Below are 16,047 nucleotides of genomic sequence, written 5' to 3'. Positions count from 1 at the left end.
GAAGAGGGTGAGGACGACGAGGACGAGGAAGAGGGTGAGGACGACGAGGACGAGGAAGAGGGTGAGGACGACGAGGACGAGGAAGAGGGTGAGGACGACGAGGACGAGGAAGAGGGTGAGGACGACGAGGACGAGGAAGAGGGTGAGGACGACGAGGACGAGGAAGAGGGTGAGGACGACGGCGGAGATGGTAACGACGAAGAGGAGGATGAAGAAGCCGAGGAGGATGACGAGAGCGATGAAGACGAGGACGAGGGGGACAGAGATGATGCGAACGAAGCGGACGGTGACGGCGACGGCCGAGACGATTTCGGCACGGAGAACACCTCGACGCCGGTGGCGACGCGGACTGCGACGGGAACGCCGGTCCCGACCGCTACCGGGACCCGGGCGGGAACCCCGGCGGTGACACCGACCCGGACCTCGACAGTCACGCCGACTCCTGTGCGGACGCGATCGCCGACGCCGACCGCTACCCGGACGCAGTCGCCGACGCTGACCCCGCCCCCGACGCGGACTCCGACGCGGACGCAGTCGCCGACACCGACGACAGCGCCATCGGCCTCGTCGACGGCGTCACCGACCGCGACGGCGGCGCCGACCGCGACGCCGACAGCAGCGCCGACGGCCGAACAACCGGGGACGCCGACGGCGACCCGGACGCGGGAACCGGGTGCGAGCGGAGCCGACACGACGGGGACGACGAGCGGGACGGCCACCGATCGGACCCGGGCATCGCCGCCGACAGTGGGGTCGACCGCCAGCCCGGTCCGGACCGAACCGCCCGCGTCGGCCGCGCCGTCCACGCCGGTCCCGACGACGACCGGCTCGGCGTTCGCGGTCGTCGGCGCCGGGCTCGCGAACCGGACGGTCACGGCGGGCGAGTCGGTCGTGGTCACCGCCCGGGTCGCAAACCGGGGCGAGCGGGGCCACGAGGGAGTCGTGACGCTGTGGGTCGACGGCCGACTGGTCGCGACCAAGGGCGTCGACCTGGCGGCCGGCGAGACGGGAGTGGTCACGTTCGACCGGACCTTCGAGGACCGCGGCACGCACGACCTGACGGTCGCGGGGACCGAACTGCCCGCGGTCACCGTCATCTCCGCCGACCGGGACGACGCGCCGCCGTCGCCGACGCCGGGGAGTGCGTCCGCAGTCGCGGCGAACGGCACCGGCACCGCGGTACGCAGCGGCGTGGCCGTGGTCGCGACGGAGGGACTCGCCGACTGGGTCCGCGAGGGGTACGACGCCTCGGTCGCCGTCACGCTGGTCAACCGGGCGAACCGGACGGTCACACGGACCGTCCCGGTCGCCGTCGACGGGCGACGGGTCGCCACAGAGACGGTCCGGCTCGGCGCGAACGCCACGCGCACGGTCTCCGTCTCGTTCCCGGCCACCGAAGGGCGGGTGTCGGTCGCCGGCGTCGCGGTCGGACACCTCTCCGTCCGCGAGTCGGGTGCGTCCCGGGAGCCGACCGCGAACGCGGGCGCCGAGTCGTCGAGCGGGTCCGGTCCAGGGTTCGGGGTCGTCGCCGTCCTCGTTGCCGTCTCCGCGGTGATACTCCGCGGGCGGCGTGCCGGCGGGGACCGGTGGCTGGAGTGAGCGTCGAACACGCTCGGCGTGTCGGGGTCGCCGTGCGACACCGCTCGTTGCCGAGTTGCGGTCCGCGGGGCGACCGAACTGGACGCGGGCGGGGACGGTGCTCCGGCGACGGATAGCAAGGCTTGTCTGGTGCGGCCGCCGTGGTTCGTGCAATGAGCCACTCCTCGTCGCCGGTCCGCCGCGTCGCGGACTGGGATTCCGACCGGTTGTCGTCGCTGGCGGCCGACCACGGCACGCCGCTGTACGTCGTCGACCTCGACAGGGTCGCGGAGAACTACGAGCGGTTCGCGTCGGCGTTCCCCGACGCCCACGTCATGTACGCCGCGAAGGCCCACACCGGCCGCGCGGTGCTCGCGACGCTGCTGGAGGCGGGCGCGGACATCGAATGTGCGGCCCGCGGGGAACTCCAGCGGGCCATCGGGGCGGGCGCCGACCCCGACACGCTACAGTACACGGCGGTCAATCCTCCGGACGCCGACCTCGACTACGCCGCCGAACTGGGCGCCGACCACCCCGGGCTGACCGTCACCGGCGGCGCGCGGGACACCTTCGACCGGCTGGAAGAACGGGGTTACGACGGCCGCGTCGCCATCCGGGTCAACCCCGGCATCGGCACCGGCCACCACGAGAAGGTCGCCACGGGGAAGGACGCCAAGTTCGGGATCCCCTACGACGAGGTCCCCGCGCTGGCAGACGACCTCCGCGAGCGGTTCGACCTCGTGGGGTTGCACGCCCACATGGGGTCGGGCGTCCTCCACGACGACCTGGACGACCACTGCCGGGCCATCGCGAAGGTGGCCGAACTGGCCCGCGAGGTGGGCGACGCGGACCTGGAGTTCGTCGACTTCGGCGGCGGCTTCGGCGTCCCCTACCGCGAGGACGAGGAGCCGCTGGACATGGGGGTCGTCGGCGAGCGAGTGCGCGAGGCCGTCGGCGACCTGGCGGCGCAGATCAAGCTCGAACCGGGGCGCTACGTCGTCGCCGACAGCGAGGTGATCCTGACGGAGGTCAACACCGTCAAGGAGACGCCGGAGACGACCGTCGTGGGCGTCGACGCGTCGCTGGCGACGCTGATCCGGCCGGCGATGTTCGACTCCTACCACCCCATCGGGAACGTCTCGGCGCCCGACCGGGCCCCAGAGCCCGTCTCGATCGGCGGCCCGTGCTGTACGAGCGCTGACGTGTTCTGCACGGACCGGCCGGTCGCCCGCCCCGAGCGCGGGGACCTGCTGGCCATCGGGAACGCGGGCGCCTACGGCTACGAACTCGCCAACCAGTTCCACTCCCAGCCCCGGCCGGCGGAAGTGGCCGTCGAGGACGGCGAGACCAGGGTCGTCCGCCGCCGGGAGTCGATGGACGACGTGACCCGCGTCGAGCGCGAGGCGGGCGAGCGGGCCGCGACCGACGACGCCGCGGAGGGGCCACGATGATCTTCGACGTGCTCGACTTCCACGAGCGGGCGGTCCGCACCGAGTCCCACGAGTCCGTCGACGGGATGCGCGACCTGCTGGTCGAGACGCTCGAAGGGAACGGTGCGAAGCCGGTCGTCGACGAGGCGGGCAACACGCTCGCGACGCGGACGGGCGCCGGGTACGAGCCCGGCGACACCGCCGTCGAGAGCGACGGAGACGGCGACGCATCGGGCACTCACCTCGTCCTGAACACTCACATCGACACGGTGCCGCCGCACGTCCCGTTCGCCGAGCGCGAGGACGGGGCCGTCGTTGAGGGGCGGGGCGCCTGCGACGCGAAGGGGCCGCTCGCGGCGCTCGTCGACGCGTTCCTCAGCGCCGGCGTCGGCGAGGGCAACCGGCTGACGCTGGCGATCACGCCCGACGAGGAGACCGTCCAGACCGGGGCCGCTCACCTCGCGGGGACGCTCGACGCGGACGGGTTCGTCGTCGGCGAACCCACGGGACTGGACGTGTGCAACGCCGCCCGCGGACAGTACGAGGGGACGGTCACGATCACTGGCGCGGCGGCCCACGCAGCTACTCCCGGGAGCGGCGCGAACGCGATCCGCGCCATCGCCCCGATACTCCAGGCGATGGAGAGCTACGATGAAAAACGGGGGCCCGGCGAACACGAGTCGCTCGGACGACCGACGCTCACGCCGACCGTCGTCGACGGCGGCGAGGCCTCGAACCAGGTGCCCGAGGAGTGTACCATCACCTTCGACCGGCGGCCGGTCCCGCCGGAGACGCCCGAGGCGTTCGAGGCGGACCTGGCGGAACACCTCTCGGAGTGGGTCCCCTCGGGGATGGACCTGGACGTGGCCCTCTCGCCGCGGGAGACGCCCTTCTTGACCGCGTTCGCGACCGACCGGGACGACCCGCTCGTCGAGGCGCTGGCGGCCGCCAGCGGCGGCGAGGTGCGGCCGTTCGGTGCCGCGACGGAGGCGTCGTACTTCGCCGAGCACGCCCCCACGGTCGTCTTCGGCCCGGGGGACCTGGCGGACGACGAGGGCGCGGTGGCCCACAGCGAGCGGGAGTACGTCCGCCGCGACGAGGTCCGGGCGGCCGCGCGAGCCGTCCGCGACACCGTCGACGCGCTGCTGTAACGCGGCCCGAGCGGTCCCAGGCCGATTTACTCGGCCGGCGGCGCGACGACCCCGGGGAAAACCCGTCTTCGCGCAGGTAGCGTCATCCCCGGTCGCGTGGCGTGTCACGGGGTCTGATATCACCGCTCCCGGTGAAGTTCTACCGTGAGTCCCTGTCACGCTGCCTCACGGAAACTCTATTGTCGGGTGTGGCGTACGGGGCGGCAATGCGAGAACTCCTGCTGGGACCGGTCGCCGAGGCGCTCGGCGTGGTCCTGTACGTCGCGATCGCCGGCGCGATGGCGGTCGCCGGCGTGCTCACCGAACGAGCCGGACTGCACGACCTCGGCGCCGGACAGACGACGTTCGGCCTCTGGGAGGTCGCCGTCGGCGCGCTGCTCATCTACGCGGCGCTGAGCGTCGCCTACCACATCGTCCTGCCGCGCCTGCGCGGCGCGGAACCGACGGCCTGAGCCGGCGGGAGCCGCGGGCATCGCTCGATCACGCCAGGTACGACATCGCCTCCTCGTCGCTGACCTGCGCGAAGTTCCGGTAGTGGGCGCCGACCGCCCGGAAGTTCCGGGGGCGCTCGACGGCGACCACCTCGTCGGCCAGCGCCGCGAGTTCGTCGAGCGTGTCCGGCGGCCCGACGGGGACGGCGACGACCAGTGATTCTGGACGCTCGTCGCGGACGAGCCGGAGGCAGGCGCGCATCGTCGCGCCGGTGGCGACGCCGTCGTCGACGACCACGACCCGCTTGCCGGTCAGGGCCGGCCGGTCGCCCTCGCGGTAGGTGGCGGCCTTCCCGGCGGCGACCTCGCGCTCGCGTTCCCGCTCGCGGGCGAGGTAGGCGTCGCTGACGTTCAACCGGTCGAGCGCGCCCTCGTTGAGCCACGCCGCGCCGTCCTCGGCCACCGCGCCGATGGCGTACTCCTCGTTGTGCGGCGCGCCGATCTTCGAGGCGACGACCACGTCCAGCGGGGCGTCCAGCCGGTCGGCGACGGCTCGCCCCAGCGGGAGTCCGCCCCGTGGGATCGCGAGGACGATGTCGGCGGCGACCCCGCGGTCTTCGAGCGCGTCCGCGAGCCGTTCGCCCGCGGCAGTCCGGTCGCGGAACATGCCCGCGGGTACGCCTCACACGGGCAAAGGTCTGTGGCCGTCCGTCGCCGGTGTCCGACGCGGCCGGTGCCGATCCCGCTACTCCCGCGCGTCGTCGACGAGGTCGCTCGCGACGCCGGTGTAGCCCGCCGGGGTCAGCGCGTGGAGTTCTTCCCGCACGTCCTCGCTCACGTCGAGGTCGTCGATCATCGCCGCGAAGTCGGCCATCGACACGTCGCGGCCGCGGGTCGCCTCCTTCACGTGCTCGTAGGCGTCGTCGAAGCCCTCGCGGCGGAGGATCGTCTGGACCGCCTCGCCGATTATCTCGGGCGTCGCTTCGAGGTCGTCGGCCATCACCTGCTCGTTGGGGACGACCTTCGCCAGCCCGTTCTCCAGCTTCGAGTAGCCGATGAGACAGTGGGCCAGTGCGGCACCGATGTTCCGCTTGACCGTCGAGTCCGAGAGGTCCCGCTGGAGCCGCGAGGTCGTGACGTAGTCGCCGAGGAAGACCAGGTCCGAGTTGGCCTTCGAGAGGTTGCCCTCGCTGTTCTCGAAGTCGATCGGGTTGACCTTGTGGGGCATCGTCGACGAGCCCGTCTCGCCCGCGGCGGCCTCCTGGCCGAGGTAGCGGTCGGAGACGTAGAGCCACACGTCGAGGTCCAGGTCGAGCAGGACGTTGTTGGCCCCGCGGAGCGCGTCGAAGACCGCGGCCAGGTCGTCGCAGGGGTTGACCTGCGTCGTCAGCGGCTCGTGCTCCAGTCCCAGGTCGCGGACGAACGACTCGGAGAACGCCCGCCAGTCCACGTCGGGGTAGGCCGCGTCGTGGGCGGCGTAGGTGCCCGACGCGCCGGCGAGTTTGCCCGAGATCTCCGCGGTCGCCCGCTCGATGCGGCCGAGCGCCCTGCCCAGCCGGGAGGCGTAGACGGCCAGTTCCTTCCCGTAGGTCGTCGGGGTGGCGGGCTGGCCGTGGGTCCGAGCGAGCATCGGCAGGTCGCGGTGCTCGCGGGCCTGTTCGACCAGCGCGTCGCGCACGTCGCGCAGTTGCGGGACGAGCACCTCCTCGACGGCGGGCTTGACCAGCAGGCGGTGGGCGAGGTTGTTCACGTCCTCGCTGGTGAGCCCGAAGTGGATCCACTGGGCCGCGTCGAGCCCCTCGGGGAGGTGCTCGCGGACGAAGTACTCGACGGCCTTCACGTCGTGGTTCGTCGCCGAGTAGTCGCCGTAGCCCTCGGTCTCGATCTGTTTGATCAGCTCCGCGTCCCCGGCGTCGAACCCCTCGTAGACGGCCCGGAGACCCTCGCGCTGGCCGGCGTCGATTTCGAGGGGCGTCTCGGGCAGGTCGGCCAGCGCGATCAGGTACTCGATCTCGACGCGGGTCCGCGCCCGCATGAGCGCCTGTTCGCTGGCGTAGGGGACCAGCGGTTCGGTGTAGCGGGCGTAGCGTCCGTCCAGGGGCGAGACGGCCTGGAGCGGCGATCGGTCGGTCATGGTCGACCGTGTGACGAGTCGGCCAAAGAGCGTGTCGGTCGGCGGTCGCACGGTGAGTCGACCGACGCCATCGCCACAGCGGATCGCTCGGGCGCGGCGGCGCCCGAGCGATTGTGTCGCCCGTGTCGACTGTGTCTCACGCCATTCGCAACTACTTTGCGCGGCCCCGACCGCCCTTCGGACATGAAACTCGCAGGGATGGCCAGCAACCGCGGGCGGAACCTGTTGAACATCGCCGACCGCGCCCCGGGAGGGGCGGAGTTCTCCGTAATCGTGACTAACGACGCCGACGCGCCCGTCCTCGACGCGGCGGCCGAGCGCGGTATCCCCACGGAGGTCGTCGAGCGCGACGAGGGCGAGGACCGTCGCGCCCACGAGGAGCGGGTCCTCGACGCCCTCGCCGACTACGACTTCGACCTCGTGACCCTGGACGGCTACATGCGCCTGCTGTCGGACACGTTCCTCGACGCGGCGCCGACCACGCTGAACGTCCACCCGTCGCTGCTCCCCTCGTTCCCCGGCATGGACGCGTGGGGCGACGCGCTCGACTACGGCGCGAAAGTGGTGGGTTGCACCGTCCACGTCGTCACCAACGCCATCGACGAGGACGGCGAGATCATCGAGGCGGAGGTCGACGGCGGCCCCGTCGTCACCCAGGAACCGATCCCCGTCTACGAGGGCGACGAGAAGGAAGACCTCCAGGACCGCGTCCTCTACGAGGGCGAGTTCAGGGCCTATCCCCGCGCAGTCAAGTGGTTCGCCGACGGCGACGTGACCGTCGACTACGAGGCCAACACCGTCTCGGTGGAGAGCGACACCGGCGGCGACCTGCCCGCCCGCCTGTTCAGTTCCGAGGACCGCGCCGCCGACCTGCGCTACGGGGAGAACCCCCATCAGGACGCCGCGGTCTACGCCGACAACACCGTCGACGAGGCCAGCGTCGTCGGCGCCGACCAGCTCAACGAGGGCGCCAAGGCCCTGTCGTACAACAACTACAACGACGCCGACGGCGCCCTGAACCTGATCAAGGAGTTCGACGAACCGGCCGCCGCGGTCATCAAACACACCAACCCGGCGGGCTGCGCCACGGCCGACACGCTCGCCGACGCCTACGCCGACGCGCTCGCCACGGACCCCAAGAGCGCCTTCGGCGGCATCGTCGCCCTGAATCGCGAGTGCGACGAGGCCACTGCCGAGCAGATCATCGACTCGTTCAAGGAGGTCGTCGTCGCCCCCGGCTACACCGACGCCGCGCTGGAGACGCTGTTCGAGAAGGACAACCTCCGCGTCCTCGACGTGAGCGACCGGTACGACGTGACAGAGACCGTCACCGAGAAGAAGCTCGTCGGCGGCCGCCTCGTCCAGGAACGGGACACCCAGTCGCTGACCCCCGACGACCTCGAAGTGGTCACCGAGCGCGAGCCCACCGACGAGCAGGTCGAGGCGATGCTCTTCGCCTGGCAGACCATCAAGCACGTCAAGTCCAACGCCATCGTCTTCGCGAAGGGCACCGAGACCGTCGGCGTCGGCGCCGGGCAGGTCTCCCGGGTCGACGCGGTCGAGATCGCCGACATGAAAGCCCGGAAGGACGCCGAGGGCAAGAGCCCCGAGGGCGCCGTCATGGCCTCCGACGCCTTCTTCCCGTTCCCGGACGGCATCGAGAAGGCCGCCGAGGCGGGCGTCGAGGCGGTCATCCAGCCCGGCGGGTCGAAGAACGACGACATCGTGACCGAGGCCGCCGACGAGCACGACATGGCGATGGTCATGACCGGCCAGCGCGCCTTCCGCCACGACTGACCGACCGCCTCGCGGTCGCCGCTCCCGCTCGGGACTCCGTCCCGAACCCGTTCGCCGGCGTCTAGCGAGCGCGAATCGACTCGTTACTTTGAACTGTCGGGCGTCGAGTAATTCCGCCGTGCGCAGTCGACGGGCACGCCGCGGGCTCTCGCCGGTGATCGGGACGGTGCTGCTGGTGGCGATAGTCGTCCTGCTGGCGTCGGCCGCGGCCTACGTCGCCTTCGGCGCGACCGACCGCAACGAGCCCGCCCCGGAGGTGACGACGGAGCTCGAACCGGTCGACCGGCCGGCCGCCTACGAGCTCGAGCTCACGAACGGCGAGCGGCTGGACGGCGAGCGGGTCGAACTCCGCGGGGCGGCCGACGAGCGCGCGCTGGCGAACCGGGATCTCATGGCCGGCGACTCGGTGACGGTCTTCCCGACCGACGAGCGGCTGCAGCTCGTCTGGTTCGGCGACCACGGCGCGAGCTACGTCCTGCGGGAGTTCGAGGTCGAGCCGGGGGTCCCGGAGGCGGACGAGGGATGCTCGTTCGTCGACGGCAAGACGACCGTGGACATATACGCCGTGGTTCACTGTGACGTGATACTCCCGGGAGACATCGACATGGAGTCCGGCGGGACGGTCATCGGTCGAGTCGAAAGCGGCTCGGGCGGGATCGACATCGACAACGGCGGTCTGACGGTTTACGGGCCGGTCGCGGCGGACCAGTCCGTCGACATCGACGACTCGAACGTCACCGGGTCGGTCACGGCGGGCGACGACATCGCGGTCGACGGCGCGGAGATCTGGGGCGACGTGCGCGGCCCCGACGTGGACCTCGACACCGCGACTGTCCACGGGTCGGTCAGGAGCGCCAACCAGGTCGACCTCGACGGCGTGACCGTCACGGGCCACGTCTACGCGCCGAGCGTGTCGTGTACCGACAGCCCGACGGTCGACGGCCGGGCCTGTTCGAGCTACACGCCGAAGGACCCCGACGACTACTGAGCGGCTGCGCCGGTCGCGGTCGGCGGCCTCGCGGCACGGCCGAGCCGGTCGGACTCTCCCCGACCGGACGATTTACGGTCCGGTGGGGCGCGCGATACGCCATGACCTACCGAGCGATCCAGGTCGGGACCGGCGGCCAGGGCGGCCGCTGGTGCGAGACCTTCCTGCCGCCGAACGTCGAGAAGGGGCTGATAGACGTCGTCGCCGCCGTCGACGTGGACCCCGACGCTCACGACAACGCCGTCGAACACCTCGGGCTCAACCCGGCCGACTGCTACACCGACGCCGAGACCGCCTTCGCGGAGCACGACGCCGACTTCTGTACCATTGTGACGCCGCCGTGGGCCCACGAGGAGGTCGTCGACGCCGCGGTCGACCACGACCTGGACGTCCTCTCGGAGAAACCCATCGCCGACACCCTCGAAGCGTCGGTCCGCATCGCCGAGAAGGTCGACCGCGCGGGCCTGAAGATGGGCGTGACGATGAGCCACCGCTTCGACCGGGACAAGACGACCGTCCGCCGGCGCCTGCGCTCGGGCGAGCCCGGGCCGCTCGACTACCTCGTCGGCCGCTTCACCTGCAACGCCCGCACCTACGGCCGGTGGGGCGAGTTCCGCCACGAGATGGACAACCCCCTCCTCGTGGAGGGCGCGGTCCACCAGCTCGATTACCTCGCGGACATGGCCGGCGCGAAGTGCGAGCGGCTCTACGCCGACACGTGGCTCCCCGAGTGGGCCGAGTACGAGGACGACGTGCAGGCCACCGTCCAGATGCGCTTCGAGAACGGCGTGCGGGCGACCTGGGAGGGCGCGAAGGCCAACGCGACGACGCTGAACGGCTGGGGCAGCGACTACCTCCGCGCGGAGTGCCGCGACGAGACGCTCGTGCTCGACGACCGCGAGATCGAACGCTACCCCTACGAGCAGGAGCGGGAGTCGGTCGTCGGCGCGACCGACGCCGAGGGCGAGCCGGTCCCGCTGGACGAGCAGGACGCGTGGGGCAACACCTGGCTCGTCGAGCAGTTCGTCGAGTGGCTCGATACGGGCGAACCGATGGCGACGGACGTGCGGTCGAACCTCCAGTCGGTCGCGCTCGTCGAGGCGGCCATCGAGAGCAGCGAGCGCGACGAGGCCGTCGACCCGCAGGCGCTGCTCGCCGAGGCCCGCGAGGCCGTCGAGCTCTGACCCACGCGACGCTTTCGGGCGACCCCCGGACGGCACCCCGGCCGTGAGCCTTAGGTGCGCCCGCGTCGTGGTCGGGACATGGAACTGACGCACTGGGCTCGCGACCACGTCCCGGCCGCGGCGGCGCTGACGGTCGCGTTCGCCGCGCTGTCGGCCGTCTCGCTCGCCGGCGCGACGGGGTGGCTCCTCCTCGCCGCGCTGGAGGTCGGCGCGGCGTCGACGCTCGGGACCTTCCTCCCCCTGTTCGCCCTCGGAACCGTCCTCGGCCTCCCGCTGACCGTCGCCGCCGCGGTCGTCGCGGCGGTCGGTGCGGTCGCGCGGGTCTCGACCGCCGCGGCGGCGAAGCGTCGTGCGGCGAGCACGCGCCTCGGATTGATCGCCTCTCGGATCGAGCGGAACCCGCTCGCGGGGCTCCTCGGGATCGCCGCTCTCGTCGACGATCTCGACACCCGCTCGCCCGAACGCCGGGCCGACGACCGGATCGAGCGGCTGAAGGAGCGCTACGTCGACGGCGGCCTCTCGGAGTGGGAGCTCGAAGAGCGGACGCGGATCGTCCTCGACGAGGAGGGCGTCCACCGCGACCGCGTCCCGGCCGTCGACGACGAACTCCGCACCGGCGAGCGGAACTGAGCGGGCGCCGGGGGAGAGCGGTATCGTGCTACGGGTTCGCGGCGGCGGCTGAGCGGCCGGCCGCGACGTGCGACCGGCTACACCACGCAGTTATTTCCGGCGGCTGGCCCAACGGGGAGACATGGGACGAACGCTGCTGGGGATCGACCTCGACGAGTCGCCGGTCGGCGGGCTCATCGAGGGACTGCTCTCCGACGAGGACCTGGAGAAACTCACCGACGGCGGCCGCGACGTGGACGACGAGCACGGCGCGGACTCGCCCGACGACCCCTCGGTCGCGGACGACGCCGAAGCCGATGTCGGGACCGGTCTGGTCGACGACGCCGTCGAGTCCGGCGAGGGCGACCGTGACGGGGCGACCCGGTCGGAGTCCGGGTCGATCCCGGTGGGGACGAGCGGGGACAGCGACGCGTGGGACTCGCCGAGCCCGGACGGGCCGGACCCGGTCCCCTCGCCCGGCGCGGAGGACGTGGACGACGAGGACGGCGGCTGGAAGGCGAAGCTCCGGCCGGTCCTGCTGAAGGCGACTGCGGCGCTGGCCGTCCTCGCGGTCGTCGCGTTCCTCGCCTATCGCTACCTCGGGAAGGCCAGGTCCGTCGCGAGCGACAAGCTCGGGAGCGACGACGAGGCGGACTCGCCGCCGACCACCGGCGCGGCCGCGGGCGACGCCCCCGAGGCCCGCCGGCGGGCGAAGGCGCCGGACCGCGACGACCGCGAGGAGTTCGCCGACCGCCCCGTCGACGAGACGGTCGGGTACGCCGAGCGCGCGGCGTCGGGCGGCGAGAGCGACGTGTCCGGCGACGGCGAAGACGAGGCCGACGACGGGGAACCGGACACCGTCGGACGGCCGGCCGCCGACTCGGACGTGGGCGCGCTGGTCGGGCTGGCCGCGCTCGCGCTGGTCGCCGCGGTCGTCCGGAAGTTCGGCGAGGACCGCGAGTACGACCCGCTCGTCGACGGACCGGCCGACGACCGCGACGATGAGTGAGGGCGGCGCGAGCGACGGCGAAGACCGGGTGGACGCCGAGGGGGAGCGCGACCCGCTCGCCGGCCTCGCCGAGCGCGAGGGGTGGCACGTCGAGGGGGCGGCCGCCCGCGTCCACTACGAGGGCGAGGGCGACCGCTACAGCGTCGAGTATTACGCCCCGAGCGGCTGCGTGCTCTACTGGAAGGTGCCCCCGGAGGGCGGCGGCGAGACGGCGGTCCCGGTGGGCCGGGAGACGGTCCCGGGCCCGCTGCGAGAGCGCATCCGGATGGACCTCGACGCCGCCGGTATCGACCCCGAAGTCGAGCGACGGTCGCTGTAGTGTGGCGTCCGCGCTACGGGCGCTCGGTTCCGTGTCGACCGTGTCGACGGTCACGTTCCGGAGACTTCGCAGTTCGTTAGGCTAAAGCGCGCCCGTCCGGAACCGGGAGGCATGGAGTTTCACGAGGCGGCGGACTTTCTCTTCGATCTGCGACGGTTCGCGCCGCGGCCGGGCCTGGACCCGACCCGGGACCTGCTCGGCCACCTCGGCGACCCCCACGAGCGACTCGTCCCCGTCCAGGTCGCGGGGTCGAACGGCAAGGGCAGCACCGCCCGGATGGTCGAGCGGGCGCTTCGGGAGGCGGGCCTCTCGGTCGGGCTGTACACCTCGCCGCACCTCGACGACGTGCGCGAGCGGGTCCGCGTCGACGGCCGGCCGATGACCGAGTCGGCGGTGACGGAGTTCGTCGAGTCGTTCCGGGAGTACGCGACCGACCGGGCGACCGACGGCGACTCGCCCACCTTCTTCGAGACGCTGACCGCGATGGCGCTGTGGGAGTTCGACCGCCAGGACGTGGACGTGGCCGTCCTCGAAGTCGGCATCGGCGGGACGCTCGACGCCACGAGCGTCGTCGACCCGATCGCCAGCGCCGTCACCGCGGTCACGCTGGAGCACACCGACCTGCTCGGCGACACGGTCGCGGAGATCGCCCGCGACAAGTCGGGGGTCGCGCCCGCCGGCGCGCCGCTCGTGACCGCGACGACCGGCGACGCGCTGGCCGCGATCCGCGAGGAGGTCGACGACGTGGTGACCGTGGCCGACGCCGACTGGACGGAGCCCGACGACCCCGACGTCGTCGTCGAGTACGGCGGTCGCGAGGGGCTGGAGGGGGCGGTGACGGTCGAGGGGACCGACACCGTCGCCGGCGGGGACGGCGGCGACCGAGCGGACAGGGGGACCGACGCCGACGGCGACGTGTGGACCGTCGATACGCGCCTTCCGCTGCTGGGGGCTCACCAGGCGCGCAACGCCGGGGTCGCGGCGGCGCTCGTCCGGCAGGTGGCCGACCGGCTGGACGCGGACGTGGCGACCGAAGCCGTCGAGCGAGGGTTCCGCAACGCCCACTGGCCGGGGCGGTTCGAGGTGATGGACCGGGAGCCGCTGGTCGTCCTCGACGGCGCGCACAACCCCGGCGGCTGCGAGACGACCGCCGAGGTGCTCTCTACCTTCGACTACGACGCGGCCCACCTCGTCGTCGGCGCGATGACCGACAAGGACCACCGCGGGATCGCCGCGGCGTTCGACGGCGCCGACCTCGGTCGCGTCGTCGCCTGCCGGCCCGACCACGACCGCGCCGAGTCCGCCGAGGTGGTCGCCCGCGCGTTCGAGGCGGAGACCGGCGCCGACGTGACGACCCACGAGCCGGTCGCGGGCGCGCTCGACCGCGCGCTCGACGCCGCCGGCCCGGACGACGCAGTCGTCGTCTCGGGCTCGCTGTACGCCGTCGCCGAGGCGCGCACCCGCTGGTCGCGCCCCACCGTCCCGCTCGACGTGGACTCGGTGGCCGACGCCGAGGCGGCGCTGGAGCGGGCGCACGTCCCGGCGGACGACGCGAGCGGCGTTGCGGGCGACGCCGTCCACCGCGTCCTGCGGACCCGACTCCGGCCGCGCCGCGCCCGCCGTCTGCAGTCCGAACTGCGGGCCCTGGGCGGCGAGGTCGCCCTTCCGGCGCTGGCCGGCCAGGACGAGGAGCGCGTCGACGCGGTGGCGATGGCGACCCGCGACCAGTTCGAACGGCTCGCCGACGCGCTGGCCGAGCGCTCGGACGACCTGACGCCGCTGGCCGGCGAGATCCGGACCGCGATCGACGCGTCGCCGACGCCGAACGCCGCGACGCCGACGCCCGACGCCGAGCGGACGGCCGCCGAGCGGGGCTACCCGTGGGCCGACGGCACCGCGGTCATGGGCATCCTCAACATCACGCCCGACAGCTTCCACGACGGCGGCGAGTACAACACCGTCGCCGACGCCCGCGAGCGCGCCGAGCGGATGGTCGAGGCCGGCGTCGAGATCCTCGACATCGGCGGCGAGTCGACGCGGCCGGGCGGCGAGGTCGTCCCCGCCGACGAGGAGAAAGCGCGCGTCGTCCCCGTCATCGAGGCGGTCTCGGATCTGGACGCGATGATATCTATCGACACGCGCAAGGCCGAGGTGGCCCGTGCCGCGCTCGACGCCGGCGCGGACCTGCTGAACGACGTGTCCGGGCTCGAAGACCCGGAGATGCGGCTGGTCGCCGCCGAACACGACGTGCCCGTGGTCGTCATGCACAGCATCGAGGCGCCGGTCGACCCGACAACGAGCGTCGAGTACGACGACGTGGTCGACGACGTCATCGACTACCTGGCCGAGCGCGTCCTGCTGGCGGAGAAGGCCGGCCTCGACCGCTCGCAGATCCTCGTCGACCCCGGGCTGGGCTTCGGCAAGTCCGCCGCCGAGAGCTTCGAACTCCTGGGCCGGCTGGACGAACTCGCGGCGCTCGGCTGTCCGGTCCTCGTCGGTCACTCCCGCAAGTCGATGTTCGAACTCACCGAGGGCGGCCGCGAGGGGGCGCTCGACGAGACGGTCGCCGGGACGGCGCTGGCCGCCGGGCGCGGCGCCGACGTGATCCGCGTCCACGACGCCCACGAGAACGTCGCCGCCGTCCGCGTCGCGCAGGCCGCCGCCGACCCCGAGCGGTTCGACGAGGAGTGAGCCGGCAGAGGCCGACGGCGCGTCGGCGGCCGATACACTTTTTTCGCTCTCTGTCGGCCGGGCACACATGGACGAGGAGTCGCCGAGCGAGTCGCGGGACCTCGACGAGTGGGCGAGCGCCGTCATGGCCGGCTACGACGGCGTCGCCGAGGCGTACGACGACGACCGGGACCCGGCCCACGAGACCGCTCTCGTCGAGGCGCTGGGGGCCGACCTCCCCGCGGACGCACGCGTCCTCGACGCCGGCTGCGGCGGCGGGCGGGCGGTGCTGGAGGCGCTCGCCAAGGACTTCGAGACGGTCGGGCTGGATATCTCCCCCGAACAGCTAGCGCTGGCCCGCGAGCGCGCCCCCGCGGCGGCGCTCGCCCGCGGCGACCTCACTCGGTTGCCGGTCGCCGACGGCGCCGTCGACGCGGTGACGGCGCTACACTCGGTGATCCACGTGCCGCGCGAGCACCACGAGCGGGCGTTCGCGGAGTTCGCCCGCGTCCTCCGGCCCGGCGGGCACCTCCTGCTGACGACGGGCGTCGGGGAGTGGGAGGGGCGCAACGACAACTGGCTCGACGGCGGCGCCGCCATGCAGTGGAGCTTCCACGGCCGCGAGCGGAGCCTCGAACTGCTCGACTCGGCCGGCTTCGACGTGACCGAGGCGACCGTCCGCGACGACGAACTCGGCGGCGGCGAGTGGCTGTTCGTCCGCGCTCGCCGTCGGGAGTGAGTCCGGCC

13 protein-coding genes and 1 pseudogene are annotated in these 16,047 nt (G+C 72.7%); 12 read left to right on the top strand and 2 right to left on the bottom strand.

The features are described from left to right. The 4 genes and pseudogenes from E3328_RS21905 to E3328_RS08295 form a co-directional block, all read left to right on the top strand. Window positions 1-1,599 (top strand): annotated as a pseudogene (locus E3328_RS21905) (hypothetical protein); the annotation flags it as partial. Window positions 1,600-1,751: 152 nt separating this feature from the next. Next, window positions 1,752-3,029, top strand: coding sequence for a diaminopimelate decarboxylase (lysA, locus tag E3328_RS08305; RefSeq protein ID WP_135364110.1), 1,278 nt, complete (start codon window positions 1,752-1,754; stop codon window positions 3,027-3,029). Then, entirely contained in the window at window positions 3,026-4,159 is a 1,134-nt protein-coding gene (locus E3328_RS08300; RefSeq protein WP_135364109.1) for a M20 family metallopeptidase, read from the top strand. The genes lysA and E3328_RS08300 overlap by 4 nt, the downstream gene beginning before the upstream one ends. 206 nt (window positions 4,160-4,365) lie before the next feature. Continuing rightward, complete coding sequence (locus E3328_RS08295) at window positions 4,366-4,611, top strand: DUF8151 family protein (protein WP_135364108.1); 246 nt, start codon at window positions 4,366-4,368, stop codon at window positions 4,609-4,611. 28 nt (window positions 4,612-4,639) lie between these two features. Here the strand turns inward: E3328_RS08295 and E3328_RS08290 are convergent, their stop codons facing one another. Further along, the gene (locus tag E3328_RS08290; protein WP_135364107.1) at window positions 4,640-5,257 is read right to left on the bottom strand and encodes a phosphoribosyltransferase; all 618 of its coding nucleotides are present in this window, start codon (window positions 5,255-5,257) and stop codon (window positions 4,640-4,642) included. A gap of 78 nt (window positions 5,258-5,335) precedes the next feature. Continuing rightward, on the bottom strand, window positions 5,336-6,724 hold the full coding sequence (gene purB, locus E3328_RS08285) for an adenylosuccinate lyase (protein WP_135364106.1): 1,389 nt from the start codon (window positions 6,722-6,724) through the stop codon (window positions 5,336-5,338). 183 nt (window positions 6,725-6,907) lie between these two features. On the opposite strand from purB, the gene purH reads away from it, so the two are divergent. The 8 genes from purH (at window position 6,908) to E3328_RS08245 (ending at window position 16,039) form a co-directional block, all read left to right on the top strand. Further along, window positions 6,908-8,521, top strand: coding sequence for a bifunctional phosphoribosylaminoimidazolecarboxamide formyltransferase/IMP cyclohydrolase (gene purH / locus E3328_RS08280; protein WP_135364105.1), 1,614 nt, complete (start codon window positions 6,908-6,910; stop codon window positions 8,519-8,521). Between the two features lie 118 nt (window positions 8,522-8,639). Beyond that, window positions 8,640-9,509, top strand: coding sequence for a type IV pilin domain-containing protein (locus E3328_RS08275; RefSeq protein WP_167837341.1), 870 nt, complete (start codon window positions 8,640-8,642; stop codon window positions 9,507-9,509). Between the two features lie 101 nt (window positions 9,510-9,610). Next, window positions 9,611-10,693 (top strand): Gfo/Idh/MocA family protein, encoded by a 1,083-nt coding sequence (locus tag E3328_RS08270; RefSeq protein ID WP_135364103.1) that lies wholly within the window; start codon window positions 9,611-9,613, stop codon window positions 10,691-10,693. Window positions 10,694-10,771: 78 nt separating this feature from the next. Further along, the gene (locus E3328_RS08265) at window positions 10,772-11,323 is read left to right on the top strand and encodes an SHOCT domain-containing protein (protein WP_135364102.1); all 552 of its coding nucleotides are present in this window, start codon (window positions 10,772-10,774) and stop codon (window positions 11,321-11,323) included. Between the two features lie 121 nt (window positions 11,324-11,444). Next, window positions 11,445-12,311, top strand: a complete 867-nt coding sequence (locus E3328_RS08260; protein WP_135364101.1) for a hypothetical protein — start codon at window positions 11,445-11,447, stop codon at window positions 12,309-12,311. Then, on the top strand, window positions 12,304-12,630 hold the full coding sequence (locus E3328_RS08255) for a DUF7538 family protein (protein ID WP_209452142.1): 327 nt from the start codon (window positions 12,304-12,306) through the stop codon (window positions 12,628-12,630). Before E3328_RS08260 ends, E3328_RS08255 begins: the two co-directional genes overlap by 8 nt. 111 nt (window positions 12,631-12,741) lie before the next feature. Continuing rightward, entirely contained in the window at window positions 12,742-15,321 is a 2,580-nt protein-coding gene (gene folP, locus E3328_RS08250; protein WP_135364100.1) for a dihydropteroate synthase, read from the top strand. 67 nt (window positions 15,322-15,388) lie between these two features. After that, complete coding sequence (locus tag E3328_RS08245) at window positions 15,389-16,039, top strand: class I SAM-dependent methyltransferase (protein WP_135364099.1); 651 nt, start codon at window positions 15,389-15,391, stop codon at window positions 16,037-16,039. The last annotated feature ends 8 nt before the right edge of the window (window positions 16,040-16,047 follow it).

Origin of the sequence: Halosimplex halophilum, assembly GCF_004698125.1 — an archaeon.
GTDB lineage: Archaea > Halobacteriota > Halobacteria > Halobacteriales > Haloarculaceae > Halosimplex > Halosimplex halophilum.
This window is presented reverse-complemented; position numbering and strand designations above follow the sequence as displayed.

Excerpts from the sequence above, each read along its gene's own strand:
- lysA (WP_135364110.1), top strand. The coding sequence starts at position 1,752 with ATGAGCCACTCCTCGTCGCCGGTCCGCCGCGTCGCGGACTGGGATTCC.
- E3328_RS08300 (WP_135364109.1), top strand. The coding sequence starts at position 3,026 with ATGATCTTCGACGTGCTCGACTTCCACGAGCGGGCGGTCCGCACCGAG.
- E3328_RS08295 (WP_135364108.1), top strand. The coding sequence starts at position 4,366 with ATGCGAGAACTCCTGCTGGGACCGGTCGCCGAGGCGCTCGGCGTGGTC.
- E3328_RS08290 (WP_135364107.1), bottom strand. The coding sequence starts at position 5,257 with ATGTTCCGCGACCGGACTGCCGCGGGCGAACGGCTCGCGGACGCGCTC.
- purB (WP_135364106.1), bottom strand. The coding sequence starts at position 6,724 with ATGACCGACCGATCGCCGCTCCAGGCCGTCTCGCCCCTGGACGGACGC.
- purH (WP_135364105.1), top strand. The coding sequence starts at position 6,908 with ATGAAACTCGCAGGGATGGCCAGCAACCGCGGGCGGAACCTGTTGAAC.
- E3328_RS08270 (WP_135364103.1), top strand. The coding sequence starts at position 9,611 with ATGACCTACCGAGCGATCCAGGTCGGGACCGGCGGCCAGGGCGGCCGC.
- E3328_RS08265 (WP_135364102.1), top strand. The coding sequence starts at position 10,772 with ATGGAACTGACGCACTGGGCTCGCGACCACGTCCCGGCCGCGGCGGCG.
- E3328_RS08260 (WP_135364101.1), top strand. The coding sequence starts at position 11,445 with ATGGGACGAACGCTGCTGGGGATCGACCTCGACGAGTCGCCGGTCGGC.
- E3328_RS08255 (WP_209452142.1), top strand. The coding sequence starts at position 12,304 with ATGAGTGAGGGCGGCGCGAGCGACGGCGAAGACCGGGTGGACGCCGAG.
- folP (WP_135364100.1), top strand. The coding sequence starts at position 12,742 with ATGGAGTTTCACGAGGCGGCGGACTTTCTCTTCGATCTGCGACGGTTC.
- E3328_RS08245 (WP_135364099.1), top strand. The coding sequence starts at position 15,389 with ATGGACGAGGAGTCGCCGAGCGAGTCGCGGGACCTCGACGAGTGGGCG.